The 25,052-nt window shown below is 57.2% G+C and carries 20 protein-coding genes and 1 tRNA gene; 6 read left to right on the top strand and 15 right to left on the bottom strand.

What is annotated here, in order from left to right; genetic code table 11:
- The first annotated feature begins 7 nt into the window (after positions 1–7).
- A complete protein-coding gene (gene brxL / locus ACSBPU_RS06765) occupies positions 8–2,104 on the top strand; it encodes a BREX system Lon protease-like protein BrxL (protein WP_442596636.1) in 2,097 nt (698 codons plus the stop codon).
- Between the two features lie 4 nt (positions 2,105–2,108).
- Here brxL and ACSBPU_RS06760 read toward each other — a convergent pair whose 3' ends face one another.
- The 5 genes from ACSBPU_RS06760 to ACSBPU_RS06740 form a co-directional block, all read right to left on the bottom strand.
- The gene (locus ACSBPU_RS06760) at positions 2,109–5,204 is read right to left on the bottom strand and encodes a DEAD/DEAH box helicase (protein ID WP_442596634.1); all 3,096 of its coding nucleotides are present in this window, start codon (positions 5,202–5,204) and stop codon (positions 2,109–2,111) included.
- A gap of 7 nt (positions 5,205–5,211) precedes the next feature.
- A complete protein-coding gene (locus tag ACSBPU_RS06755; protein WP_442596632.1) occupies positions 5,212–5,685 on the bottom strand; it encodes a hypothetical protein in 474 nt (157 codons plus the stop codon).
- Positions 5,686–5,690: 5 nt separating this feature from the next.
- On the bottom strand, positions 5,691–6,194 hold the full coding sequence (locus tag ACSBPU_RS06750; protein ID WP_442596630.1) for a hypothetical protein: 504 nt from the start codon (positions 6,192–6,194) through the stop codon (positions 5,691–5,693).
- On the bottom strand, positions 6,195–7,820 hold the full coding sequence (locus tag ACSBPU_RS06745; RefSeq protein ID WP_442596628.1) for a S1 RNA-binding domain-containing protein: 1,626 nt from the start codon (positions 7,818–7,820) through the stop codon (positions 6,195–6,197).
- A 205-nt stretch (positions 7,821–8,025) separates the two neighbouring features.
- Complete coding sequence (locus ACSBPU_RS06740) at positions 8,026–8,196, bottom strand: ATP-binding protein (RefSeq protein ID WP_442598259.1); 171 nt, start codon at positions 8,194–8,196, stop codon at positions 8,026–8,028.
- Between the two features lie 414 nt (positions 8,197–8,610).
- Between ACSBPU_RS06740 and ACSBPU_RS06735 the strand changes: the two genes are divergently transcribed.
- A protein-coding gene (locus ACSBPU_RS06735; protein ID WP_442596550.1) for an IS3 family transposase occupies positions 8,611–9,725 on the top strand; the annotation gives its coding sequence in 2 pieces (ribosomal slippage) (positions 8,611–8,863 and positions 8,863–9,725; 1,116 coding nt in all).
- Between the two features lie 523 nt (positions 9,726–10,248).
- Here the strand turns inward: ACSBPU_RS06735 and ACSBPU_RS06730 are convergent.
- Positions 10,249–11,757, bottom strand: coding sequence for an IS5 family transposase (locus ACSBPU_RS06730; RefSeq protein WP_442593432.1), 1,509 nt, complete (start codon positions 11,755–11,757; stop codon positions 10,249–10,251).
- On the opposite strand from ACSBPU_RS06730, the gene ACSBPU_RS06725 reads away from it, so the two are divergent.
- Positions 11,738–12,250: a hypothetical protein gene (locus ACSBPU_RS06725; protein ID WP_442596626.1), complete on the top strand. Its 513-nt coding sequence runs from the start codon at positions 11,738–11,740 to the stop codon at positions 12,248–12,250. The two genes, ACSBPU_RS06730 and ACSBPU_RS06725, sit on opposite strands and share 20 nt — an antisense overlap.
- Before the next feature lie 99 nt (positions 12,251–12,349).
- Here the strand turns inward: ACSBPU_RS06725 and ACSBPU_RS06720 are convergent, their stop codons facing one another.
- The 7 genes from ACSBPU_RS06720 to cysS form a co-directional block, all read right to left on the bottom strand.
- A complete protein-coding gene (locus tag ACSBPU_RS06720; protein ID WP_442596624.1) occupies positions 12,350–14,104 on the bottom strand; it encodes a DUF6538 domain-containing protein in 1,755 nt (584 codons plus the stop codon).
- A gap of 106 nt (positions 14,105–14,210) precedes the next feature.
- A tRNA-Ser gene (locus ACSBPU_RS06715) sits at positions 14,211–14,303 on the bottom strand.
- A gap of 108 nt (positions 14,304–14,411) precedes the next feature.
- Entirely contained in the window at positions 14,412–15,677 is a 1,266-nt protein-coding gene (locus tag ACSBPU_RS06710; protein WP_180067837.1) for an aspartate kinase, read from the bottom strand.
- 151 nt (positions 15,678–15,828) lie between these two features.
- Positions 15,829–16,887 carry a tRNA lysidine(34) synthetase TilS gene (gene tilS / locus ACSBPU_RS06705; protein WP_442596622.1) on the bottom strand — a complete coding sequence of 353 codons (1,059 nt, stop codon included), beginning with the start codon at positions 16,885–16,887 and terminating at the stop codon, positions 15,829–15,831.
- Positions 16,888–16,896: 9 nt separating this feature from the next.
- Complete coding sequence (locus ACSBPU_RS06700) at positions 16,897–17,859, bottom strand: acetyl-CoA carboxylase carboxyltransferase subunit alpha (RefSeq protein WP_442596620.1); 963 nt, start codon at positions 17,857–17,859, stop codon at positions 16,897–16,899.
- A gap of 35 nt (positions 17,860–17,894) precedes the next feature.
- Positions 17,895–18,542: a DNA-3-methyladenine glycosylase family protein gene (locus ACSBPU_RS06695; protein ID WP_442596618.1), complete on the bottom strand. Its 648-nt coding sequence runs from the start codon at positions 18,540–18,542 to the stop codon at positions 17,895–17,897.
- Between the two features lie 9 nt (positions 18,543–18,551).
- Positions 18,552–20,000 (bottom strand): cysteine--tRNA ligase, encoded by a 1,449-nt coding sequence (gene cysS, locus ACSBPU_RS06690; RefSeq protein ID WP_442596616.1) that lies wholly within the window; start codon positions 19,998–20,000, stop codon positions 18,552–18,554.
- 275 nt (positions 20,001–20,275) lie between these two features.
- On the opposite strand from cysS, the gene ACSBPU_RS06685 reads away from it, so the two are divergent.
- The 3 genes from ACSBPU_RS06685 to ACSBPU_RS06675 all read left to right on the top strand — a co-directional run bounded on the left by ACSBPU_RS06685 (position 20,276) and on the right by ACSBPU_RS06675 (position 22,422).
- On the top strand, positions 20,276–20,983 hold the full coding sequence (locus ACSBPU_RS06685) for a tetratricopeptide repeat protein (protein ID WP_442596614.1): 708 nt from the start codon (positions 20,276–20,278) through the stop codon (positions 20,981–20,983).
- A gap of 169 nt (positions 20,984–21,152) precedes the next feature.
- Positions 21,153–21,662, top strand: coding sequence for a peptidylprolyl isomerase (locus ACSBPU_RS06680; RefSeq protein WP_442598257.1), 510 nt, complete (start codon positions 21,153–21,155; stop codon positions 21,660–21,662).
- Positions 21,655–22,422, top strand: a complete 768-nt coding sequence (locus ACSBPU_RS06675) for a UDP-2,3-diacylglucosamine diphosphatase (protein WP_442596612.1) — start codon at positions 21,655–21,657, stop codon at positions 22,420–22,422. The genes ACSBPU_RS06680 and ACSBPU_RS06675 overlap by 8 nt, the downstream gene beginning before the upstream one ends.
- On the opposite strand, the gene ACSBPU_RS06670 is transcribed toward ACSBPU_RS06675, so the two are convergent.
- Together ACSBPU_RS06670 and ACSBPU_RS06665 are read right to left on the bottom strand one after the other, a co-directional pair.
- The gene (locus ACSBPU_RS06670) at positions 22,407–24,128 is read right to left on the bottom strand and encodes a uracil-xanthine permease family protein (RefSeq protein ID WP_442596610.1); all 1,722 of its coding nucleotides are present in this window, start codon (positions 24,126–24,128) and stop codon (positions 22,407–22,409) included. The two genes, ACSBPU_RS06675 and ACSBPU_RS06670, sit on opposite strands and share 16 nt — an antisense overlap.
- Before the next feature lie 9 nt (positions 24,129–24,137).
- Entirely contained in the window at positions 24,138–25,025 is an 888-nt protein-coding gene (locus tag ACSBPU_RS06665; protein WP_442596608.1) for an undecaprenyl-diphosphate phosphatase, read from the bottom strand.
- Between the last annotated feature and the right edge of the window lie 27 nt (positions 25,026–25,052).

Genomic DNA, 25,052 nt, shown 5'->3' with positions numbered 1-25,052 from the left:
GCATACGATGAACGCACTGGATACGAAAATCAACGAACACTTCCCTGGCCTGGTCGTGCGCAAGGATCTTGTGAAGGCGGTCAAGGGCAATGCTATCGTGCCGTCGTATGTCCTTGAATACCTGCTAGGGCAATACTGCGCCACCAGCGACGAAGCCAGCATCCAGACCGGCATCGAAACCGTCAAGCAGATTCTTGCCCAGCATTACGTGCATCGCAACGAAGCCGGGCTGGTGCGCTCGAACGTCCGCGAAAAAGGCCGGCACAAGGTCATCGATAAGATCGGTGTCTCGCTGAATGATAAAGATGACGTCTACGAAGCCGAGTTCTCCAATCTGGGCATCAAAAAAGTACTGGTCAACCCCGGCACCATCAAAACCCACCCCAAGCTGTTGGTGGGCGGCGTCTGGTGCATAGCCGACCTTGAATACCTGGCTACAGAAGACAAGAACACTAGCCCCTGGCTGCTTTCTTCATTAAAGCCTATTCAGCTTTCGCACTTTGATTTTGAGGGCTATACGCAGGCCCGGCGACAGTTCAGCACAGATGAATGGATAGACCTGTTGATACAAAGCATTGGCTTCAACCCCGAACTTTTCAGCCGCCGCAGCAAACTGACCCAGCTCGTGCGCTTGATTCCATTCTGCGAACGTAACTACAACGTGATGGAACTCGGCCCCAAGGGCACTGGTAAATCGCATATCTACTCGGAATTCTCGCCACACGGCATGCTGATTTCGGGTGGTGAAGTCACCGTGCCCAAGCTGTTTGTCAACAACTCCACAGGCAAGCTGGGCCTGGTGGGTTATTGGGATTGCGTCGCCTTCGACGAATTCGCCGGTAAGCAAAAGCGTGTGGACAAGGCCCTGGTCGACATCATGAAGAACTACATGGCCAATAAGTCGTTCTCGCGCGGGGTTGAAACCCTAGGCGCAGAAGCGTCCATGGCCTTCGTCGGCAACACTCAGCACACCGTGCCCTGGATGCTGCGCCACGCACACCTGTTCTGTGATCTCCCAGAGAAATTCTGCGATTCAGCGTTTCTGGATCGCATCCACTTCTACATCCCCGGCTGGGAGGTGGATGTCATCCGCAGCGAAATGTTCTCCAGCGGCTACGGCTTTGTGGTGGACTACCTGGCAGAGATCCTGCGCGACCAGCGCAACAAGGACGAATCGCACCGGTACCAGGAGCACTTCACCTTATCGTCGGACATCTCCACCCGCGACCGCGACGGCATCCATAAGACCTTCTCTGGACTGATGAAGATTCTTTACCCGCACGGAGAAGCCACCCCAGCAGAAATAGAAGAGATTCTGCGCCTGGCCATCGAAGGCCGCAAACGGGTCAAAGACCACACCATGCGGATCGACCCCACCTACCCGCCAGTACGCTTCATGTACACCGATCCAGCGGGCAAAGAGCATGCTGTCACGACTCTGGAAGAACGGGAGTATCCATCGCTTTATCGCAAGGATGATGATGGCGCTGAGGATGCGGAAACAAGTGACATTGTTGCAGTTGTTGATGCATCAGCAAGTGAAGCCACACCCGCCGCCCCCTCTGACGGTGGCGCTCATGTAGGGGCGGCACAGAATATCGCCGCAACGGTGCCGGAACTCAAAGAGCAGCATCTAAGCTTTGAGGAAAACCAGAAAGGCATTTCCTACGACAAGCTGATCGGCCCCTACATCAAAGGCGCCACCACCCTGACGATCACCGACCCCTACATCCGTTTGTTCTTCCAGATCCGCAATTTGATGGAACTGCTGGAAACCGTGGTCAAATTCAAAGCCCCCGACGAAGAGGTATCGGTGCATCTAGTGACCGTCGAAGACGAGTTCAAGGGCGAGCAGCAGAAAGAAAACTTCGAGAAGATCCAAGCCGGTGCCGCTGCCGCAGGAATCGACTTCACCTGGACCTTCGACACCTCCGGGACACTGCACGCCCGGCACATCGTCACTGACCACGGCTGGAAAATATCGCTCGACCGTGGCCTGGACATCTTCCAGCACTACGAAATGAACGACGCCTTCTCTTTTGCGAACCGCTTGCAGCAACACCGGGCATGCAAGGCGTTCGAGGTGACGTATATTCGGCTGTGATTCGCTACCTAAGCGATACCTTCTGAGCCAGAACTCCCCAGTTTTCTTCCTCAGGTGCTACAAAAATGTGTTGCAGCGTTTTCTCGCGAGATCCTATCTCCAACAGCCGCTCAAATGGCCCACCCTGCGTACGGGTCAGGCATCTCCCGTGCCCCAAGATAATGACGGCTTCTCGGGCACGAGACAAAGCAACATTAAGGCGATGCCTATCTAATAAAAATTGTACAGAACCAGAGCTACGCGTCATGAGAAGAATGACCATATCTGCTTGACCACCTTGGACAGCATCAACAGTGGCCGCTTCAACCTGAAAACTATAGCGCTCTTTACGCATTTCCTGCTGTACGGCCAGTCTTTGAGCCTTGTAAGGACAAACAATAAGAAGCGTCTGAATCGTTCCCGGGTTGTTCTGGCTCAACTCCTGAAGCAAAGCGCGCAAAACGGCACGTTCCGTAGGATTTTCTTGTGAGTCAGAAAACTTCGCCCTCTTGTGCCGATAGGTCCAAACCTTGGAGAAATCCAAAAACGTCAGGCGCTTTTGGGTTAACGACCACTCCCCGCCTGTACGGTGCGATTCCAACTTGCCGTCATAGAAAAGTTGGCTGACTACTGACCCAATATGCACATGCATACGATATTGCTTGGTCAGCATTGCTTTTTTTTCTGCGGGCAATTGTTCGAACGTGTCCTGAAATGTATTACGCTCCAGAAGTTCCTTTACTTCTTCCAATGGCAAGCGATAGCCGATTTTTGGATCGAGCGAATCACTCGTGACCGTCGGAGGTAATTGATTGTGATCACCCACGAGTAAGACTCGTTGCGCTGCGGAGCATGGGATCATCAGTTCTGCTCCAAAAGCCTTGCCAGCTTCATCAATAATAGCAATATCGAAGTTGCGCCCCAAAAGGCCATAATCCCGCCGCGCCATCCCTGTACAGGTGACAGCATGGATATGCCTCGCACCCAATAGCCAACGCGCCGCCGCCTCTCTACCTTCTCTAGTTTTAAGCAAGTTCTCCCAGCGGTCAGTCTGCATATCTCTACCCACGACCCGCCGCTCCGGATCAAGTGTTGACATCAATTCCTGATGCCACACCGTCTCTAAACCGGTATCGGCTATACGATCAGGGCTGCAATAACGAACACTCTCATCAGCCAGCCAAGGGGCCTTCTCCAACAAGTCGGTTAACAGCTTATTCACAGCAACATGCGTAGGAGCCGTCAGCAAAATGGTAGGCCATGAATCCCTTTTTTCCGGATGGAAAAGCCACGACAACCATTTAATCAAGGTCGTGGTTTTTCCTGTTCCAGGTGGTCCCCAGATGGCAAGCACATCCGTATCTCTACGCAACGAACGATCAACTGCGTCGCTACCATAATGCTTGTTAGGGACTGCATTACCGGACAAACCGAGGAGCGTCGCATGCACTCCCGCAGAAACAAAACGACCCGTAATAGTTCGCTCCAGCGCCTGAGACAGGGTTTGCTGCTGCATGCCCTCATAAGCCAGCTCCAGTCGATGAATCCCTTGAAGATCAGCGTCTCGCGTCAAGGTTGTGTTGGACACCGAAATTTCCAAGCGAAGCAAGCTCAGCCGCTCGTTCGCCCACTCCGCAGATTTGATGTTCCAAACGGTGTGCGGCCCACAAGCTCGCAACCGATGTACCGCAGGAGCCTGCACGGCCGCAATCAGCCATTCAGGTAGGTGCGATTCAAGCACTACAACTGATACAGAGCGACCGGCTTTATCGTGTGCAAACGTCATGACTCCGATGGACCGGGTCTCGCGGAAATAATTCTCCTGATCTTGATAAATCATCGACATCTTGCGCAAGCGCAAAGCTGTATGCTGTTCGTTCCGGCGGGTATGTGAAGTCTGCAATTCGTCGTTGACCGCATTGAGAAAAGGCAAGAACTGCGCGCGTTCTACTTCATTCTCGTCTTCAGACCCTGGAACAAAAAACCATAAATCCGCATGCACTCTCACGGAGACAGCGGGCACCTCGGCTCGCATACGCACCTCCGATAGCTTAAATGACTTCGAAGCGATCGAGGGCGCCGTGATAATGGACACCGTACCCATAGAAAACACTAACTCACCCGCTGGGAGCATATACACCCGCCAGGGTAGTTCGTCTTTCGCTAAAGGATCGAGGGCGTTCACGGCGTGGGCCAGTGATTCAAACTGCTCGTTTTTGATAGCAACCGGAATACAGGACCAGCGGTTACCACTTCCATCAGCAGGTGGATACGCTCTTACCCGCAAAGGCCGCTGCAAACTTGCTCTGCTTAATTCGCTCATCGTCCAATTAGCGGCGTAGATTTCCACCTCGCTTTCCGGCAAAAACTCCTCGTTTCGTGAAGTTCCTGGTAGTAAAAGCGATATGCCACTTGCTTCCAGATGCACGCCTTCAGAGTCACGCCGCACCACTTTCGCCCGCAACGGAATCCGCCCGCCTGATATATTGGCCTCATGCAACAGGCACAATGAGGAAGAAAATTTTGCTGTTTTTCGTTGATGATCAACCTGAAACAGCAGGCCACCGGCCTTATTCGACTCTGTTGAATCGACAACGTCCAGGCGGTATCCGTGAAGGCGATCAGGAACCTCTGAGGCGAACTGCAAGTATGCCCCGTCTCTCGGAAAATCTGCGGGTAACTCCAGCGCAACTGGCGCAGGTATCTCACTACTTGCAGGATCCAAAGATTGGATTGATTGTTGCAGCGTCTGAAGATAGACACGCTCGGCTTGTACTTGACTCAAACACAATTCAAGCTCTAGCGTTAGACGCCGTACAGCGTCGCTTTCAAGCGAACCAAAGCGTTTATTTCGTAAAGCAGTTGCCCTCTGCATACATCCGTATAGGTCGGCCTCGACCGCATAACGCACCGCCAGTTCATCCGACACAATCTCTGCCAATTGCTCCAAATACGGAATCAGCATCTGCACTCGCTGAGAGGCATCCTCTTGGTACAACTGCTGTCGCTTGACCTCAAGTGACTGAATTTGTTTTTGGACCTTGGCCGTACGATGCCCATTTACCCATGAAACAGCAGTCGCAGTCAGACTGATACCGGCAGATAGAAGCAGCAACAACATCAGCAGATCACGCCTTCAGCTTTACCATTTGCTCAGCCAGGGCGAGGAGGGATTTCCTGGATGCGTTGCGTGTTTCTGTATCCACCGCGGGATCGGACATTTCCTCCATGAGCTGATCAAAAAAAGCAATCAGACTCTGTTGCGTTACGCGAACAGTCTGTAGGTCCCCTGAATGGCGAGTTGTGAGCTCTCTTTCTTTCTGCAACTCTACCTGCGCTTTCTCTACCTCAGACTGTGCAGCCGCAACACGGCTTTCCCATTCAACACGCTTACTTTCAAGATTCTGATTCGATTTAACCACATCCAAAAAGGAACCAAACAAGCCGATAGTTTCTTTAATAATTTCAAGTTGACCTTGCTCCCTGCCGGCCTCACGCTTGACTTTCTCGACTTCTACTCTTGGATCTTCAGTCGACTTATATTCGGTGGAAAGCCCAGCCCCACTCATTTGCTTAGGCAACTTGATATTGGAAATTGACATTAATTTTATCCATTTAAATTGGCTGATTCGTTGTAATATGCCAAGGCTCGCTGAAAAGAGTGCCATGCCTCTTCAAGCTGCTCACTTTGCTTATCAATAATATCCAGTTCAGGCAAATCAGCTTGTCGAAGGTTTTCCAGTTCATCCCATGCTAGCCGCAAGTTCGATGCACAGGCTCTCACCAACCTGTTTAGGCGCACTTGCGTCTGCCGATGCTGCTGTAACTCTTCGCGCACACGCTGAATTTCAAGACGCAAAGTTTCACGCTCTGTTCTCAAGCGTTCTGTCTCTAAAGGAATCAGTTTTTTGAGGTTGTCGCGGTGTACGACCGCCGCCTTGTACTGAAAAAATGAATCCACTGCATCCGCAACACTGGCTGCAGCTTCTAACACCATAAGGACTGGATTGGCTTTAGCGGCGGCGTTTGCAGCTCCTTTCCTAACTCCATGCTTAGCTATCTGAATAGCAAGCTGACTGGCGAAGCGAATTGCATGTTTTGGAGCTTGCATTCAGACCTTGATCTCTATACTGACCCATACAGGCGTGATTTCGACGCTTGCATCATTAGGAAGGTTCAAACCAAGGCCTGTGACTTGTGGTAACTCAGGAAAAGATTTGTTGGCATGCTGCCTCTCGTAAAAGGCACCAGAATTGATGATTTTCCAGCAAGTATTTGTTGAAGGTTCGAAATAAATAACGTAATGAGCTCCGCCCTGCTCCGGTTGCGTCTCCAGGTTTAACTTCACCAGCAACAGATTACGAGCGTAGTCAGGCATGCCCTCAGGACAAAAAGGGAACTTTCCGACCGGCTCAAATGCAGCCCACATACCCGCCAGAATCCAGTACTCAGGCACCTTCAGCCTGATAGCCCTCCATGGCCGATTCCCTTCGCGGCGGGTAAACACCGTTACAGCACTATCTGCCCACAAGGCAGCCAACTCTTCCCTACGACCGTCTAAGCTCCAATCTAAGAAAATGCTCAAAGGTAGAGATTCATCGGAGAGGGAAGACAGCGAAGCTTCTTCCTTCTTGTTATAGGGTGGAGGTGGCCAGGCTCTTGGGTAGTCACATTCAAGATATTCGTTACTCGCAGGTAAAAAACGCAACTGCACCGGCGCGGCACTTACGAACATACCAAGAACAGGCTCGGCATTGGCTGACGCCACAAGCCATAGAGCCCTGGAAATCGCCTTACCTCGCGCAGTTACCTCCTCTCCGAGAACCAGCCCTTTGCTTTCTAGAAGTTGGAAAATCGCCTGCAGAGATAGCGTTGGCAACCCTGTGATCTCGCTTATCTCGCATATAGACCGACCCGCATCGATTTCCTGTAAAACGTACAGCACCACGGCGTCGCAATCTGCGGGTTTTTTTACAGCAGCCCAGAGCCGAAACGGCTGTGCGCTCAAGAACATATCCACAAACGGAGACGCTGGAAAAGGTACACAATCCCGAACACTGAGAATCACATGCGCATTTCTATCACTTTTCCTGCGCAGCCAGTTCTTTGGGAGATTGATGTGATGAACCTTACCTTTGCAGCGCTGATGCAGACTGACCGCATCAATGGGATGCCGTATCCTGCCCCATGACAGGGCCTCCCTAGGAACGCGGGCGTTGATACCATTGCAATCCATCTGCACATAACGATCTTCGATGCGAACGACGGAGCCCTCCAGCACATCGCCAACCGCCAACTGAGAAAGAGATTGACGTAACCGGGCTTCCGGAACAGCTGAAATGCTGGCGATCCATTCACCTTCTTTCTTTGTACTAGGTTCTACAAGAACAAACTGTACTTCGTCGCCATCTCCCACCACATCAGCCGCGCAGTCCACAAATGCGTCGGATAGCTCACCAAGAAACACAACAGCAGCCAACCCTGGAGCTTCAACCTTTACGAATTTCGGTCCCACATAGACAACATGGCCGGAGTGAATAGAACCCGGCTCCCTACTTTCATTCCCCAGCGTCTGACCGTAAAGTTCTACGAAACCATCCGAGTCAATCGGCTCATCATGGCTTTTATAAGAAGCGCTGTGACCAAAATCACTGAGCTTCTTGGAGACTAGTCTGTCAACTTGGTTAGCTACTGTCGATAGGACTACTTTCGATAGGACATTAATCCATAGACTCATTGCATCTTTCCACCTCAGTCTACGAAAGCCCGATTAGGTTATATTGACCATACATAAAGATACAGAATTATACCTATCGTGGCATTCCCGTCGATCGTAACCACCTTGGTGGTGGTCGGCCGGCTCAAGCGCGGATTTTATTGTATGTTGAAGGGATTTTCGTCCCCGGAAGCGGGGTCGAGGAATGGGCAGATAACGAGCCCGATCAAGGGCTCGGCAAGGCGCCGCTAGGCCGCTCGGACGTTCGCAGCGATTCTCCCTCTAGCACGGGGCGGTGAGCCTGTTGCAGCATCCGGTCGAGCATGGCGTCGGCCATCATCGCCGGGGCACCGATCCAAGCATGCCAGTGCTCCATCAGCAACAGACTGGTCACCAGGGTGGCGCGGGTATTCGGTTGTGATTAGCCGCATGCACGGATCGCATCCGGCCAGCGGCTGGGATTACTACTCGTTAGAGCCGTCCATCAAAGCTGTGACAGTCCCCCACCATTGGTCGACGTCCGAGGAGAGGGGCAAATTGCCTCGCCAAACTTTAATGCTGCCTCTCCCTGTTCGTAAGAAGTACACAGACGTGTCATCGTACCCTGGCCCATAGGCTGGCTTGTACACTTCGTACACTTGATACAAGTCATCGTCACGCCAGGCCTTGACCTGATAGCACATACCCTCGACGTCATAAGTGTAGACATGAAGGGGGTAGCCCAGACAATACACACCGGCATGCTTGGGTAATCCCCCCGTAAAACCGCAGTGAGCTGAAGTAGAATTTCCACAACAAGGAAATTCAAGCAATGAAGCAAGCCCGATTCACCGACAGCCAGATCATGGCGATCCTCAAACAAGCCGAAGCCGGCACACCGGTGCCGCAACTGTGCCGTGAACACGGCATGAGCAGCGCCTCCTTTTACAAGTGGCGCGCCAAGTATGGCGGCCTGGACACCTCGATGATGGCACGCCTGAAGGAACTTGAGACTGAAAACAGGCAGCTTAAGAAGATGTACGCCGAAGAGCGCCTGAAGGCTGAAATGGTGCAGGAAGCGCTACGAAAAAAGTGGTAGCGCCATCTCGACGCAAAGAGATGGCGCGGCGTGCGATTGATCGCTTTAAATCCAGCATCCGCCTGGCCTGCCAGGCGTTTGGCATCAGCGAAAGCGCCTACCATTATCAGGCCAAACACGCCGATGAAAACGAGGTCATCGCCGACTGGTTGATTCGATTAACGACAGCCCAACGGAACTGGGGATTTGGCTTATGTTTCCTGTACTTGCGCAACATCAAGGGCTTTACGTGGAACCACAAAAGGGTGTACCGCATCTATCGCGAACTGGAGCTGAACCTGCGCATTAAACCCAAGAAACGCCTCGTGCGCGAGCGACCCGATCCGCTGGGCACCGCCACCGATATCAACCAGGTCTGGTCAATGGATTTTATGCATGATCAACTGACCGATGGTCGCGGTATCCGGTTGCTTAACGTTGTCGATGACTTTAACCGTGAGGGTTTAGGCATTGAGGTGGACTTTTCACTGCCGGCAGAGCGCGTGACGCGCGCCTTGGATCAGATCATCGAATGGCGCGGCAAGCCGGCTTGTTTACGATGCGACAATGGCCCGGAATACATCGGTAAAACGATGCTCGAATGGGCCGCCAGGCGACGCATTACGCTGATCCACACGCAACCCGGAAACCCACAGCAAAACGCCTATGTCGAACGCTACAACCGAACCGTGCGTTATGATTGGCTCGCCCAAAACCTGTTTAGCAGTCTGGACGAAGTTCAGCTTGGCGCCACCGCCTGGCTCTGGACCTACAACAATGAGAGGCCCAACATGGCACTGGGCGGCATCACCCCCAAACAAAAACTAGCCAGTAAATATTTAACCGATTCTACTGCCGCTTACTGCTAAATATGGGGGGATTACCCTAACACCTTCACACTAGCCTCAAACCGCAGCCCTCTCTTCCCATCTCTCCCCGTTGCTGACAGCCGCAATCCCGCTCTCCACGACCATGCCCGGCTTCGCACTCACGACTGACTGCATCCACAAACTCAACAAATCTTGGTCGCTATACAAAACAGGCCGCCTCTTGGCGGCATGAATCCGGACGCAGTGCGCCCATCAAAGAACCTAATAGCGAGACCAAAGGATATGAACGAGAAAACGACAGACTTATCAGCCGTACGGGCGGCCAGGAAAAGTAAACACCAACGCACACACCCCACGCTGCCTGACGATGTGCCAGCATGGACAGGCGACCTGGATGTTCAGACCCTTAAGGATGAAGTCAGAGGAGAGCCCTTGTTTGCAGCGCTGCAAAACCGCGCCCGCCAACTCGGCCACACTCTCCAGGAAATGTGCCGGTACTTGAACTTTTCTTATCCTTATTAGTCGGTCCTGAAATATTCATTTCAACGGTCATTCGGGCGTTTCATGCCGCCAAGAGCCACAGCTTCCGAACGCCGAGACTGTCATTCAAGCGGTCACCAGGCCGGCTCGCAGCCAAGGCCAGCCAGAACCAGCGTGGCATCGTGCCTTTCACGAGGCGCAAAAAAAGCGCCCTCAGGAAGGGCACGCCCTTCTTGGCGATCATGCGCAGCAGCCACTTGATGTTGTAGCCCGCCGCGCACAGCACCGCGTGCAGCCGGTCGCCGTATTCGCCCTTCAAGTGACAGCGGTCCATCCGGTGATCCGCTTTCAGGTGTCCGATGATCGGCTCGATGGCCTGGCGTCGCTTGAGCTGCCGTCTTTCCTGTGCCGTCAAGCGCTTGGGCTTGCCCCGGTGCACCACGCGTACGCCGGGATTCTCGGCATCGACGCCCCGGTAGCCCAGATCAACAAAGACCGTTTCAGGCGCGGCGGCACAGTCCTGCATGAGAATGGTGGCCTGCTCCAGTTGGGAACTCAGCGTGTGGCCATCATACGGATTACGATGAAACGCCCGAGCCCCCACAATCAGGTTGCCTTTGAAGGTGCTGGCAATGCCCACCTTCACGCCAAACTCGTAAGGCCGGCGCGCCTTGCCCTTGCTGATACAGCTGACCTCCGGGGCGTGCCAGGCGTACAGCTTGGGCTGGCCGTCGACAGTCGTGCGCTGGGCACTCTGAGCCCCAATACGCTGGGCCTTGCCCAACACCTCGTCCAGTGCTTCGCGCACGGCCTGCCCCATCGCACTGGCTTTGCGGTCGATCTCGCGGGCCAGCCGCCCGACGATGGTTCGCTGACGTTTGATCGCCCGGCGCATCCGCTTGAACTGGCGTGCATGAGCGAAGCGCCCGGCCTGGCGGCTCAGTTGCTCGCCTTCCTTGGCAAAGGTCTGCTTGAGCGCAATGCCGGCATCCTTGGCTGCTCCCACCAGCTTGATCCGTGCGATCTCCAGCAGCCGGCTGTCCGTCGGGTGGGCGATGGCCTTCTCCTGCACCGTGCTGTCCACGATGACTCGACTGAGCTCCTGCGGCTTGATGAGCTTGAGCTCGACGGCCACATTGATGGTCTGGGCCAGCAACTCTTCTACACCGTCCTCGCCCAGCAGTTTGCGAAACTTCACCAGCGTGGTGGCGTCACAGGGCGGGCGATCCTCGTAGTAGCTCTGCCCCGAAAAGAACTGCCAGCGCGGCGTATCGGCCCAACGGGCCACCACGCCTTCGTCTGATTCGTTGAAGGCATGCTTCAGATACAGCAGCGAAATCATGATCCGCAGAGGCACGCGTGGGCGCCCGGCATGGCTGCGCGACACCTGGCGCTGCACCTTCTCGCCAAACAAATCCAGGTCCGGCATGGCCACGCCGTCGTGCGCCTTGCGCAAGAACCGGTGCGCCACCGCCGCCTCAATCTCCTGCCACGGCATGCGCGAGGCCAGCACTGCCAGCGGATGGCGCAGGTCGATCATTTGGTCGATACGGGCACGGAAAAAGTCATCGGTGGCAGGGCAGGCAAACATCGCAATCAAACTCCCAGAAAACAACCTCTATTGGACAACAAGCCGGGAGTTCCGGGTATCGGAAATTGCCCCAATCATCAGTGTTTATGCGGGTTGCGGGGATTATTCAAGGCCGACTTATTACAGCCAATTACGCTCAGGACGGCGCAACCTAAGCCGGGGCGCAGACGACTTCACGCGAGCCTGCGCAAGGTATCTGGGTGTACCCAGGCTTACCGTGCTGGCACTTGCTGACATCGTCAGCCCTGAAGACATGTATGAGGCTCAGGACGCCATCACCGCACACCTGCCCCGCGCGTTCGAGTATGTCTGCACGGATCCCGACTGGGCCCATCTGACCACTGGATCTGTCCCGGAAAGCTCACCTGCCACGCAGTACCTGATTGTCAGGCTATACGAAGCGGCTTTGGCTGTAAGGCTATTGCCTGAACGGGTTGAGCCACAAAAACTGGCAGAAAGCATGATAACGTTGCAGCTGCTTAGAGCACCGTAGAGTAATAATTTCAGCACTGATTACGTGAAATCCCCCAGAGCCCATGGGTCTTGGGGGATTTCTTATGTATGAACTGCTCCAGCGCACCACGTCAGTAACTTAACCGCAAGGCTTGATAAGCTTGAGATCTGGCCACCCAATTTGTTCAAGAATTACGCTCTTGGAGGTTACCGCCATCTCGCCTTGATATTTCTTAACGACTGGACTCACCTGCTGCTCCTTCTCCTGACGTGCAGCCTCTTTGCTATTGTGAGCATGTCCAGTTATGGCTTCAACTCCCTGTACACGCTGATTCATCGCTCTGTTCATAATCGTTGAGCGAAAGGCATGCATGCCTGTAATTTTTGCGCCGGGGGTTTCATCACGCACACCAGTTTCTCGCAAAAACTCTCTGAACCACTTCTCGGCTTCCCCCGACGCCTTGTCGCGTGACGGGCGAAATGGGCTAAACAATAGTTTCTGTTTTGATCTCACCTGACGTCTCACAAAATCGAGAAAACCTAGCTGCACCAGCTCACTGTGCAGTGGGACCAAGCGCACCGACCCCGGTGTTTTCACTGACTTACGCACACCCTCAACTGCTTCTCCTTCAGTCGTGATGCGCAGATACCAAACCTTCGATTCTGAGTCTTGCAAGATATCGTGCTCGGGGTGCAGCTGGCACAGTTCGTTGACGCGCGCGCCGGTAAAAAGCCCAAGATGCGGTAGCCAAAATTTATGATGATCTTCCGGATTCTCGGCCATCTTGCGCATCTCCGGGCCAGTCAACAAACGCGCCAACTCCGTCGTTGAAAAGGCGCGCTGGTGGTTTTCGCCCCCCTTGCGAGACCCATCGTACTCAATCAATTTCGTGGTCAGCGTGGTCGGAAACCCTCGATCCTGATAGTTGGTAATCGCCCAGTCTAGAAAGCGCCTGATAACGGCCTTGTAAGTATCTTCGAAGGTTCCAGGCGCGATTTCACCGAGCTTTTGCTTAGCAATTTCCACCCAATTTTGTTTTTTCTTGCGACTCAAATCGCTCCAGCGCGGCGGCAGGTCGTGCACAAGCTCGAAAAACCGGTTGATATCGCTTTGCTTGATAGCCGAAATCGGCTTATTACCGGTCGACTCAACGAGCATCGGAATCACCAGCTTAACTTTCTTCGTCATTGCCAGTTTATTACTGGCTTCGTATTTAGTGACGTATTCCGTAGCAAGCTCACAGAGCTTCAGCCCTGATATTTTCACGCTGGAAGGTGTCGGTACGTCCTCACCGTCATATCGCCGCAGCAGTTGCTCGTTCACGCGAATCGATGCTCGGGCGTAAGCCAACGCTAAACGCCGGAAATCATGCTCAGAAAGCTGATTGTCGTAGTTATGCAAGTACAAAAACTGCGATAAAGCCGGCGCAACGATCCGAATATCACCCACTGCGACAGCCGCTTTCAACAATGGCAACACGTCGCTATAGGCGCCCTGATACTCGTGTATGTCATCCAGCTGGTAATGACCTTTTTCTCGCCTCTGTTCATCACCGGCGAGCGACTCAGCTTCAAATTGGTCAGTGACGCGCTTTATGTCGTCTTCGGATAGCTCACGCAGGACCTCTAGCCCGCGCAGCTCACGAGCAACTTGTATGTCCACAAACCGCTGACGCTTCTCCCGCCAATCAGTTTGTATTTGTGCGTCGCGCACATAAAAGCGTTCAACCGCGTCTTTATAGTTTTTTGTATTAAGTGACTCGCCGATCTCTTTCTTTCCGTCATAGGAACTAAGCAGATCTGCAGGTATACGGCGCCGCAAATAATACGTGCCGTTTTTGTGCCTGGTTAAGCCGGTGGGTAGCGCTGGCAAAGTAGATTCCCCTTTACTCACCGCAGCAATCCTCCAACGTCTTTGTGTAGCACCTTTGTATAGAAAATCAAAAAATAACCCATTGATTTTAAAGATGTTCCTTTAAGATCAATGGGTTATACACAACTGGCGGAGACGGAGGGATTCGAACCCTCGATACGGGTATAAGCCGTATGCTCCCTTAGCAGGGGAGTACCTTCAACCTCTCGGCCACGTCTCCTGAAGCAGGCCGCCATTCTAGCACGATAATATTGCTTGTGCTGGCGATGCGCCCGCAATGAGCGAAAGCGTCGATCATATCAGGACCGACGCCCCCAGGTCAGCGCCCTCAGGCCTGCTGAGTCTTGTCCTGGTCCAGCTCGAACGCCTTGTGCAGGGCGCGCACCGCCAGTTCCATGTACTTGTCGTTGATGATGACCGACGTCTTGATTTCGCTGGTGCTGATCATCTGGATATTGATGCCTTCTTCCGACAAGGTACGGAACATCAGGCTGGCGACGCCAACGTGGCTGCGCATGCCGATACCCACGATGGACACCTTGCATACCTTGTCGTCGGACACCACTTCGGACGCGCCGACGGCGGGGCCGATCTGGTTCTTGAGCAGGTCCTGGGTGCGCAGGAAATCGTTCCGGTTCACAGTGAAGGAAAAGTCCGTCGTGCCCTTGACCGACTGGTTCTGCAGGATCATGTCGACGTCGATGTTGGCTGCGGCGACGGGGCCGAGAATCGAATAGGCGACACCCGGGGTGTCGGGCACGGAAAGCAGGGTGAACTTGGCCTCGTCACGGCTGAAGGCTATGCCCGAAACAACGGCGGATTCCATTTTTTGATCTTCCTCGAAAGTAATAAGGGTGCCCGAAACCATTTCTTCTTCGAGCGGAATCAGGGGGTCGGTGAGCGACGACAGGACGCGGACGGGCACGTGGTATTTTCCGGCGAACTCGACCGAGCGGATTTGCAGGACCTTGGATCCCAGGGACGCCATTTCGAGCATTTCCTCGAACGACACGACCGTCATGCGCCGAGCCTCGGGGACCACACGCGGATCGGTGGTATACACGCCATCGACGTCGGTATAGATCAGGCACTCGTCCGCTTTCAGCGCCGCGGCCATGGCAACGGCTGACGTATCGGAACCTCCGCGTCCCAGCGTGGTGATGTTCCCGTCTTCGTCCATGCCCTGGAAACCCGTGACGATGACCACGCGCCCGGCGTCGAGATCCGCCTTAACCCGTGTTTCGTCTATGGAGCGGATGCGCGCTTTCGTGTAAGAGGAGTCAGTGCGCACAGGCACCTGCCAGCCGGCATAGCTGCGGGCGGCGACGCCTTGCGACATCAGGGCCATGGCCAGCAATGCGCTGCTGGCCTGCTCCCCTGTCGCGGCAAGCATATCGAGTTCGCGGGTATCGGGCTGCGGCGTAATTTCTTTAGCCAGCCCCAGCAGACGGTTGGTCTCGCCCGACATGGCCGACGGAACCACAACCACCTGATGGCCGGCTGCGTGCCACTTGGCCACGCGTCGCGCCACGTTCTGGATGCGCTCTACCGAGCCCATGGACGTACCGCCGTATTTGTGAACAATCAGGGACATCGTTTACTCTGTGTTAAAAAGGCGCGCTGATGCTCCCGCGCACCGGGATTATGTCGCTTTCAGGACCAAATGCATTCGCCCTGCGGCAAAAACCGGTTTTGCCAAGGCAAAGCGGTCTATTTTACCGTTTTTCACAAACGACGCTTGAGCGCTAAGGGGCGCCGGTGCCGACGGACGGCGGGGCTTGCACCGGCGCGATGCATACCCTGCCCCGTACGCAGCTTATCCAGGCGTCGCCATGCTTGAGCCGCATCTGCCGATCGTTGCCCATTGCGTGCAAACCCCGCAACTGACGCATGAGCTCTTGCAAGCGCGCGTCGGTGGGCATGCGCTTGCCCAGCAGCGACAGCCAATGCCTCAATACCAGGGCCTGGCGTGGCTCGGACAGCCGGCGCCAGGCGGACAGCGAGAAGCTGAGTCGATCGGCCGAGGGCTCCAAGCCAAGGAAGTCCTGGGCCGCGACTTCGGACAAGACCATGCCGGCGTCCGCACTCTGGCGCGCATGCCGCAGCAAGTTGCCCTTCCAGCCCGGCCAGCGCGCGTTCAGCTCCGGCACCAGGCGTTCGCGAACGGCGGCCCTCGTGTATTGATCGTCGGTGTTGGTCGGGTCGACGACCGGCGCCCAGCCGCTGAGCCTGGCAAACGATTCGGCCTGCTCCAGAATGGCGGCCCGGTCCTGCTGCAGCCAGGGACGCAAATAACATAAGCCATCACGCTCGCTCATGGGGGCCATCGCCGCCATGCCGGCCGGTCCGGCCCCGCGCAGCAGCCGCAGCAACACTGTTTCGGCCTGATCGTCGCCATGGTGCGCCAGCAAGATGTGCTTGAGGTTTGCCGTCCGGGCCAGTTCAACGAAGGCAAGGTAGCGCGCGTCGCGGGCTGCGGACTCCATGCCGTCGCCCCGCCCCAGCATGACCCGGGCCCGGTAGGCGTGGCATGGAACCCGAAGCATGAGGGCCAGATCATGCACGTGCGCCTGCCAGGCGTCCGCAGGCGCCTGCAGGCCATGATGCACATGGAAAAAATGCAATTCCAGCCGATGACGGCGGGCATGGAGCGCCGCGTGGACGGCGAGCATGGCGGAATCCGCGCCGCCGCTGAGACCGACCGCGATGCGCTGCGGGGAGTCGGACAATTCCGTCAAGGAAGACCCAATGGCCCGCAACAGGCCGGGTGATCCGAAGTCCCTCCAGAATGCCTCGGTCAGCATTCCGGGGAATCAGCGCGCTTCTTGGAAGCGGCCGTAGGACATCAGGCGCTGCAGCCGCTGTTCGATGAGCTGGTCGGGTGTCATGCCGGCAACCTGCCGAAGGGAGTCTGCCAGGGCGCGCTCGAGCTGCCGGGCCATCATGACGGGATCCCGGTGGGCGCCGCCCACCGGCTCGTTGACGATGCGGTCGATCAGGCCCAGTTCCTTGAGCCGCGGCGCGGTGATGCCCAGCGCCTCGGCGGCCGTGGATGCCTTGTCGACGCTGCGCCATAGAATGGAGGCGCAGCCTTCGGGCGAGATCACCGCATAGGTGGAATACTGCAGCATCATGACGACGTCACCGACGGCGATGGCCAGGGCGCCGCCCGAACCGCCCTCGCCGATGATGGTCGCGATGATGGGCACGCGCAGTTCAGCCATGGCATACAGGTTGTGGCCGATGGCTTCGGACTGCCCGCGCTCTTCGGCGCCCACGCCGGGATACGCCCCCGGCGTGTCGACGAAGGTGAACACCGGCAGCTGGAATTTTTCGGCCAGGCGCATCAGGCGCAGCGCCTTGCGGTAGCCCTCGGGGCGCGGCATGCCGAAGTTCCGCATGGCGCGCTCTTTGGTGTCGCGCCCTTTCTGGTGGCCGATGACCATGCAGGGCGTGCCATTGAAGCGCGCCAGGCCGCCGACGATGGACTGGTCGTCGGCATACATGCGGTCGCCATGCAGCTCGTGGAAATCGGTGAATATCTCGCGGACATAGTCCATGGTGTAGGGACGCTGCGGATGGCGCGCCACCAAGGCGGTCTGCCAAGGCGTCAGCTTGGCATAAATGCTTTTTGCCAAGGCCTGGTTCTTTTGCTGCAAACGCCCGACCTCTTCCGAGATGTCCACCGCTGAATCGGTTTGAACGAAGCGCAGTTCCTCGATTTTGTTTTCGAGTTCGGCCAGAGGTTGTTCGAATTCCAGGAAGGTATTACGCATAAGAGCTTGTTTTCCAGATTAAAGCATTCGCTTTGTCAGTACTGCACAGCGGCCGGATCCAGGCTGCGCCACAAATACCAGGTTGCAACCGTGCGCCACGGCGCCCAGGCCTGGGCGACTTCCCGGGCCTCGAAACGCGAAACAGGCTCGCCACTGAAGTAGTGTAGCGAAATTGCCTTGAGCAGGCTTGCGTCGTCGAGAGGCAGGACGTCGGGCCGCTGCAGGTTGAAAATGAGGAACATTTCCGCCGTCCAGCGACCTATGCCCCGGATGGCGCAAAGATCGGCGATGATGGCTTCGTCGTCCATGGCCACCCACTGCGACGGACGGACTTTCTTTTCGGCAAAATGCGTGGCCAGATCGATGACGTAATCGGCCTTGCGCTTGGAAAGCCCCAGGAGCTTGACATCGGTTTCCGCCAGGCCCAGCACCGCGCGCGGCGTGGGATTGCGACCGCAGGCTTCTGTGAAGCGCTGCCACATGGCCTCGGCCGACTTGACCGAAATCTGATGGCCGACCAAGGCGCGCGCCAAGGTGATGAAAGGCGTGGCGGACGGGCCCAGCCATTCGGATTGATGCTGCGGAATCACCTTGCGAAGAATGCGGTCGCGCCCCATCAGCTGCGCCGAAGCCTCATCCCAGAATGCCGGTTTTTCCTGAACGGTCGCTGCACTCACTGTCATTCCCTCCGATCAGGCCCGGCGCCATTGCGTCACGCCGCCCGCCTTATCTTCGAGTTCGATGCCCGCGGCCTGCAGCTCATCGCGGAGACGGTCCGCCTCGGTGAAATTACGTGCTTTCTTGGCTTCGGTGCGAGCCGAAACCAGGGCTTCGACCTCATCGGCCGACAAGCTGGCGCCGGCCTTGCCGCCGGACTGATAGCGGCTGGGCGACTGCAGGTACTGGGCAGGGTCGGCCTGCAGCAGGCCGAGCAATCCCCCCAGCGCCCGCATGAGCCCCGATGCTTTGCCGGACCCGCTGCGGTTGGCCTCCGATGCCAGCTCGAACAGGGCGGCGACTGCTCCCGACGAGTTGAAGTCGTCGTTCATTGCATCGCGGAAGGCCTGGGCGGAGGGGTGATTCCAATCGATATCGACCGGCTCGGCCGGCACGTTGGCCAGGGTCTGATACAGCCGGTCGAGCGAGTTCTGGGCATCCAGGAGGTTTTCGGGCGCGTAGTTCTGCATGCTGCGATAGTGATTGCGCACGATGAAAAAGCGCAGCATCTCGGCTTCGCGCGGATTGGCGACATAGCGGGACTGGTCATCCGCAAGCCCCGCGTCTTGCGCGATCGTCTGGCGGATAGTACGAAAATTCCCCAACGACTTGGACATCTTGTCGGCATCGACCATGAGCGGGCCGCAATGCATCCATACCGATGCCAGCGTTCCGCCGAAAGCACCTTCGGTCTGGGCGATTTCGTTTTCGTGGTGCGGAAACTTCAGGTCGGGTCCGCCCCCGTGGATGTCGAGCGGCAGCCCCAGCAGCGCCCGGCTCATGGCGGAACACTCGATATGCCAACCGGGACGACCCACGCCATACGGCGAATCCCACTTGGACTCGGGCGGCTCATCGGCCTTGGCCGCTTTCCAAAGGACGAAATCGAGCGGATCGCGCTTGCCAGCCGCCACCGCCACCCGTTCGCCCGCACGCAGGTCGTCGAGCGATTTGCCGGACAGCTTGCCATACCCCTCGAAACCGCGCACGGCGTAGTTCACGTCGCCGTCGTCGGACCGATACGCGAGGCCGTTCTGCTCGAGTTTCTGGATGATGCCCAGCATGTCGCCCACGTGTTCCGTGGCCTTGGGTTCGAAATCCGGCGATTCCACGCCCAGCGCTCGTTCGTCGGCGTGCATGGCATCGATGTAGAAGGAAGTGACCTCGCCCAGGCGGCGCCCGGTTTCGACGGCGCGACGTATGATCTTGTCGTCGATGTCGGTGATGTTGCGCACATAGGTGACTTCGTAGCCGCTTGCCCGCAGCCACCGCTGGACCACATCGAAACTGACCAGCATCCGCGCATGCCCGAGATGGCAGAAGTCGTAAACCGTCATGCCGCATACATACATGCGGACCTTGCCGGGTTCCGCTGTTTTCAATGGCTCTTTGGCGCGCGAAAGGGTGTTATAAATGTGCAGCATGAGCGGGTGGGCTTCTTGTTGGTAAATTTATGTCTGTGAATCAAACGGCAGCCTGAAGCAGTACGGTCCGCATGGGGTAAACTCGGCGCGGGCCCGGCAGGCAAGGCTAAAATGGTGGTCGACAAGTATAGCAAGCGGGCCGGCAGAACGCAGGCAAGCCCTTGCCATGGCCAACTTTTCAGGACGCCCGCCCAGGCGGGAATACTATCTTTACATACTATAGGCGCATCGCTGTGTTTCGAATTTCTTGTCCCGTATTGGTGATCGCACTTGCAATGACCGGGCTGACAAACACAGCCTTGGCGCAGACGCGCACGCCCGCCCTCGTACCCAACGCCGATCTTAACTCTTCGATCCAGACCGGTCCAGGCCCGGCCTTCACTCCGACCGAAACCGCGAAACTCGATCCCGCCGACAACGGCCAGGCCCTTTTCAAGGACGACGCCCCGCCCGAAGGCGGCTGGAAGGGTCTGGCACGGCTGCTGGAAGCCGTTACGCCCGCCATCGACACCAGCATTCCGCTGACCTCCTCGCAGATCACCGACCGGATTTCCCAGATGCTGGATCAAGGCCGCAACCAGGAAGCGCTCGAAGTCATCGAAAAGCGTAGCGCCCAGTTGGCCGGCCAGAATACGCTCGGCAACGATGTCCAGCTTCTGTTTCTCCACGGGCGGGCGTTATCGGCGCTGGGCCGCCATGCAGAGGCCATCGCGATCTACCAGGACATGACCACGCTGTACCCCGAGCTGCCCGAACCCTGGAACAATCTTGCGGCGGAATACGTCAAGCAAGGCAGGCTCGAGCTGGCCCGCGACGCACTCGACATGGCGCTGGCGGCCAATCCCGCATACGCGACGGCGCAGGCCAACCTGGGCGAAGTCCAGCTCATGCTGGCGCGCCAGTCCTTCCAGGAAGCGGCGCAGATGGGCGCACGCGGCGCCGAAGCGCGCGCCCGGAAGGCCGGCTCCATCCTGGCACAATGATTCCCCATATTCTCCAAGGCAAAAGAGACCTATGCGTACCCTTTCATTTTCAAGCCGTACCATCCGTCCAGGATTGCGTGCGTTCAGCCTCGCTTGCGCGACTTCCCTGGCCATGCTCATGGGAAATGCGGCGCTTGCGGCCACCTCCACTTCCAACGAAGGTAAAACCATGAGCACAACTCCTCGCGTCAACCTCCAGACCAACCAAGGCGCTATCCTGATCGAGCTCGACGCCGAAAAGGCGCCGAAAACCGTCGAGAACTTCCTGACCTACGTCAAGGAAGGCTTCTACGACGGCACGGTGTTCCATCGGGTCATCAATAATTTCATGATCCAGGGCGGCGGTTTCGAAGTGGGCATGAAGCAGAAGCAAACCCATGCTCCCGTCGAAAACGAAGCCAACAACGGCCTGAAGAACAACCGCTACACGCTGGCCATGGCCCGCACCGCCGATCCCCACTCCGCCACCGCGCAGTTCTTCATCAACGTGGCCGACAACGACTTCCTGAATTTCACCTCGCCCACGCCCAACGGCTGGGGCTATGCCGTCTTCGGCAAGGTCGTGGAAGGCACCGAGATCGTCGACAAGATCAAGACGACAAAGACAGGCAACAAGGGCTTCCATCAAGATGTCCCGACCGAAGACATCGTCATCGAGAAAGCCACGGTTGTTGACTGAGATTCCCCTGAAAGGCCGTGTCTGGGTCGCTTCGGATATCCATCTGGGCCCCGACACACCGGCGACGGCCCAGGCCTTTCACCGGTTTCTGGATCAGGCATGCGCACAGGCGGATGCCTTGATTCTATGCGGCGACATCTTCGACGTCTGGGTGGGCGACGACTACGCTCTGGATTCTCCGCCCGATTGGCTGTCGGCGTCGCTGGACAAGTTCCGGCAAACGGCCGGCGCCCTGGCCTTGTGGCTGGGCCGCGGCAACCGCGACTTTCTCATCGGCAAGGCGCTGGCCGACCACGTCGGCGCTCACGTGCTGCCCGAACCCGTCATTCTGCGCACGGACGCCGGCCGGCTGCTGCTGGCCCATGGCGACGAATACTGCACCGCCGATCGCGCCTATCAGCGCTTTCGCAGGATCGTGCGCTCTCCTCTGGTGCAAACAGCCTTCCTCAAGCTCGGTCTGGGCCTGCGCAGGTCGATCGCCAATCGGGCACGGCAGCGCAGCATGCAAGCCAATCGCCACAAGCCCGCGAAGGTCATGGACGTCGACACCGATGCCGTCCGGGACGCGTTCCGGCAGGCTGACGTAAGGCTGCTGGTGCACGGACACACGCACCGGCCGGCCGTCCATCGCCTGGACATAGACGGCAAGCCCCATACGCGCATCGTCCTGCCGGATTGGGACTACGATCATGGGCCGGTTCGTGGCGGATGGCTGCAGATCGACGAACAAGGCGCGGCCTTGCATCAGGCGTCGAAATAAAGCACCAGCTGGGCTTGCTGCCCTCGCCGTCTCACCTGCATGCGCTTGGCCATCCGGCTCAACAAGTAGGAAGTCATATGAGCCGTTCCTTCCGGATCGTGCAGCAACGTCTCGGGGGACGGCGCCGAGTCGGTTGGCGGCGGCAGGGGCTTGCCTTTCCAGGTGAAGGTCAACCGAAGCGCATACTCATCGAAGCGGGATGCGATCTCTATCTGCGGCTGGCCGGGATCGACCTGGTCACTGTGCGCGAGCAGGTCGACGGCCTGCCAGACCGACTGCTCCGCGATCTGCACGGCAAGCCGGCGCGCGCCCCAGAGCCGGCCCTGCTCCTCCATGTAGCGATTCACATCGAGCACACCGGTGTGGCCGAGACTGAAAACCTGGCCGCTGCGCCGGGAGGCGCCAATGCGGAACAGCACGGTAAGCAGCAACCCCACCAGCGTCCCGTTCGCGACGCCGGCGAGATCGACGAAATAGGCCACGCTGGAATTTTCGATTCCCGTGGCGATATACTGGTTCGATACCCCTACGATCAATCCGATGCCAAGCGCGATGGAACGCCGTTCATCCAGCATGCGCGATGCAACCAGGCCGATGCCGCCCATGGTGAGGAAAGCCGCCAGATAAATCAGCAAGGCCGCAATCACCACGCTGGGCACCGCCAGCCACAACACGATTACCTTGGAACACAATGCGGTGAGCACCATGAAGCCCGCCACCCAATAGCCCAGATAACGGCTGGCGCTGCCCGAGGCCGCCGCCAGCCCGACCGCGGCGCCGCTGGACGTCTGAGGCAGAGCGTTGATGAATGATGCCAGCATATGGGCGATGCCTTCGGCCCGCAGCCCTCGTCCATACGCGCGCAGATCGGGCCTGGACCAATCGGCATCGGCCGCGCGCTGCGCAACCGTCTGGGTTCCTATGGACTGCATGGTGAACGAAAGCGCAATCACCATGTAAGGTATCACCATGGACCAGTCGAGCTGCCACCCGAAGGAAGGCAGGCTAGGAACACGAAACCACGGGGATGATGCAATGAAAGAGACGCGCTCGTCTTCCACCAGTCCGAGGCCCCAAGCCAGCGCGCTGCCCAGGATCAGGCCCATCAGCGTCGAAAAAAGGCGCAGGCGCGTCTTGAGCCAGATGCTGCAGAACACCATCACGAACAACGTAAATGCAAGGGTCAGCAGCTCCGCGCCGGAGACAGGCAGATCGGCATCGGGCTGGAAGACCAGCATGATGCCGATCTGCCCGATGCTGATTCCGGTGAGCATGACGGCCAATCCCGCAATCTCGACGGTAAAGATGCTGCGCAGGCGCACCACGCATACGCTGAGAATGACCTGGGTCAGTCCTGTGACGAACACCATTCCATACGCCAGCGGCATGCCGCCGGACCCGCTTGCCGCCAGAAACATGGTGGCAAAGACCGTAGGGGTCGCCTGCACGGGATAGTAGTAGCCCGATCCGATGCCGAACCGGTTCCAGATCTGCAGAAGGATGGACAGCGCGCAGCCGATGAGGGAGGCGCTGGCGATATCCAGAAAGGTACTGGAGCCCAGATACGCCGTCTTGTCGTGGACAAACAGATTGGGCACGACAAGCAAGGCCCCCAAAAACGCCAGCTGCTGTAAAGCAAGGCCGCAAGCCGTGGGCACCGGCAAGCGATCGGCCACCCAATAGGCAATGGAGTCCGGCTTGCGCATGCCGCTTCCTTAGCGCATGGCAAGCCACACAAAGACGACCGCGCCCAGGGCGATCCGGTACCATGCAAAAGGCCTGTAGGTCCGCCGGGATACGAATCGCAGCACGGCACGGACGACCAGCAGCGCGCTGATGAAGGCCGCAGCGAACCCGACGCCGATGGCCGCCAGCTGCGTATCGTTCAATGCGGCGCTGTTGCGGTACAGGTCGTACACCGTGGCGGCGAGCATGGTCGGCATGGCCAGGAAGAAAGAGAACTCGGTTGCCGTTTTACGCTGTATGCCTGCGATCATGCCGCTGATGATGGTCGCTCCGGAACGCGAGGTCCCGGGCACCATGGCCAGGCATTGCGCAAACCCCACCACGAGCGCTTGTTTCCAGGTGATTTCCTCCAGCGATCGGGCGGTCGCCTTCTGCGACGCTACGCTATCGTCCGGCGGCGCCGGCCGGCGATGGGCGTCCTGCCCGCCAGGCAGCTCTTTGGCGTACTGGGGCTTGCGCTCCACCCAAAGCATGATCAGTCCCCCCGCCACCAGGGTGAACACGAAGACGGCGGGGCTATGGAACAGCGCCTTGATATATTTGATCATCACGGCGCCGATGACGGCCGCCGGCAGGAAGGCGATCAGCAGGTTGCGCATGAACAGCACCTCGCTGCGTTCGCCCTTCAGCGTACCGGACAGCAATTGCCAGATCCGGGCGCGGAATATCCATATGACGGCCAGAATCGAGCCGAACTGGATGACGACTTCGAACACCTTGTCGTCGCTGGACGAGAAATTGATCCAGTCGCCGATGATCAGCAGATGCGCGGTGCTCGAGACGGGAATGAATTCTGTAAGACCTTCGATCAACCCCAGAAACAGGGCTTTCAATAAAAACCAATTGCTTTCAGTCATGCTAGGACCTGTTAACGCTAGAAAGTA

The organism is Parapusillimonas sp. JC17, assembly GCF_052180245.1.
Classification (GTDB): Bacteria; Pseudomonadota; Gammaproteobacteria; order Burkholderiales; family Burkholderiaceae_B; genus Parapusillimonas.
Note: the sequence above shows the minus strand (reverse complement) of the source record. Positions and strands in the feature narration are given on the sequence as shown.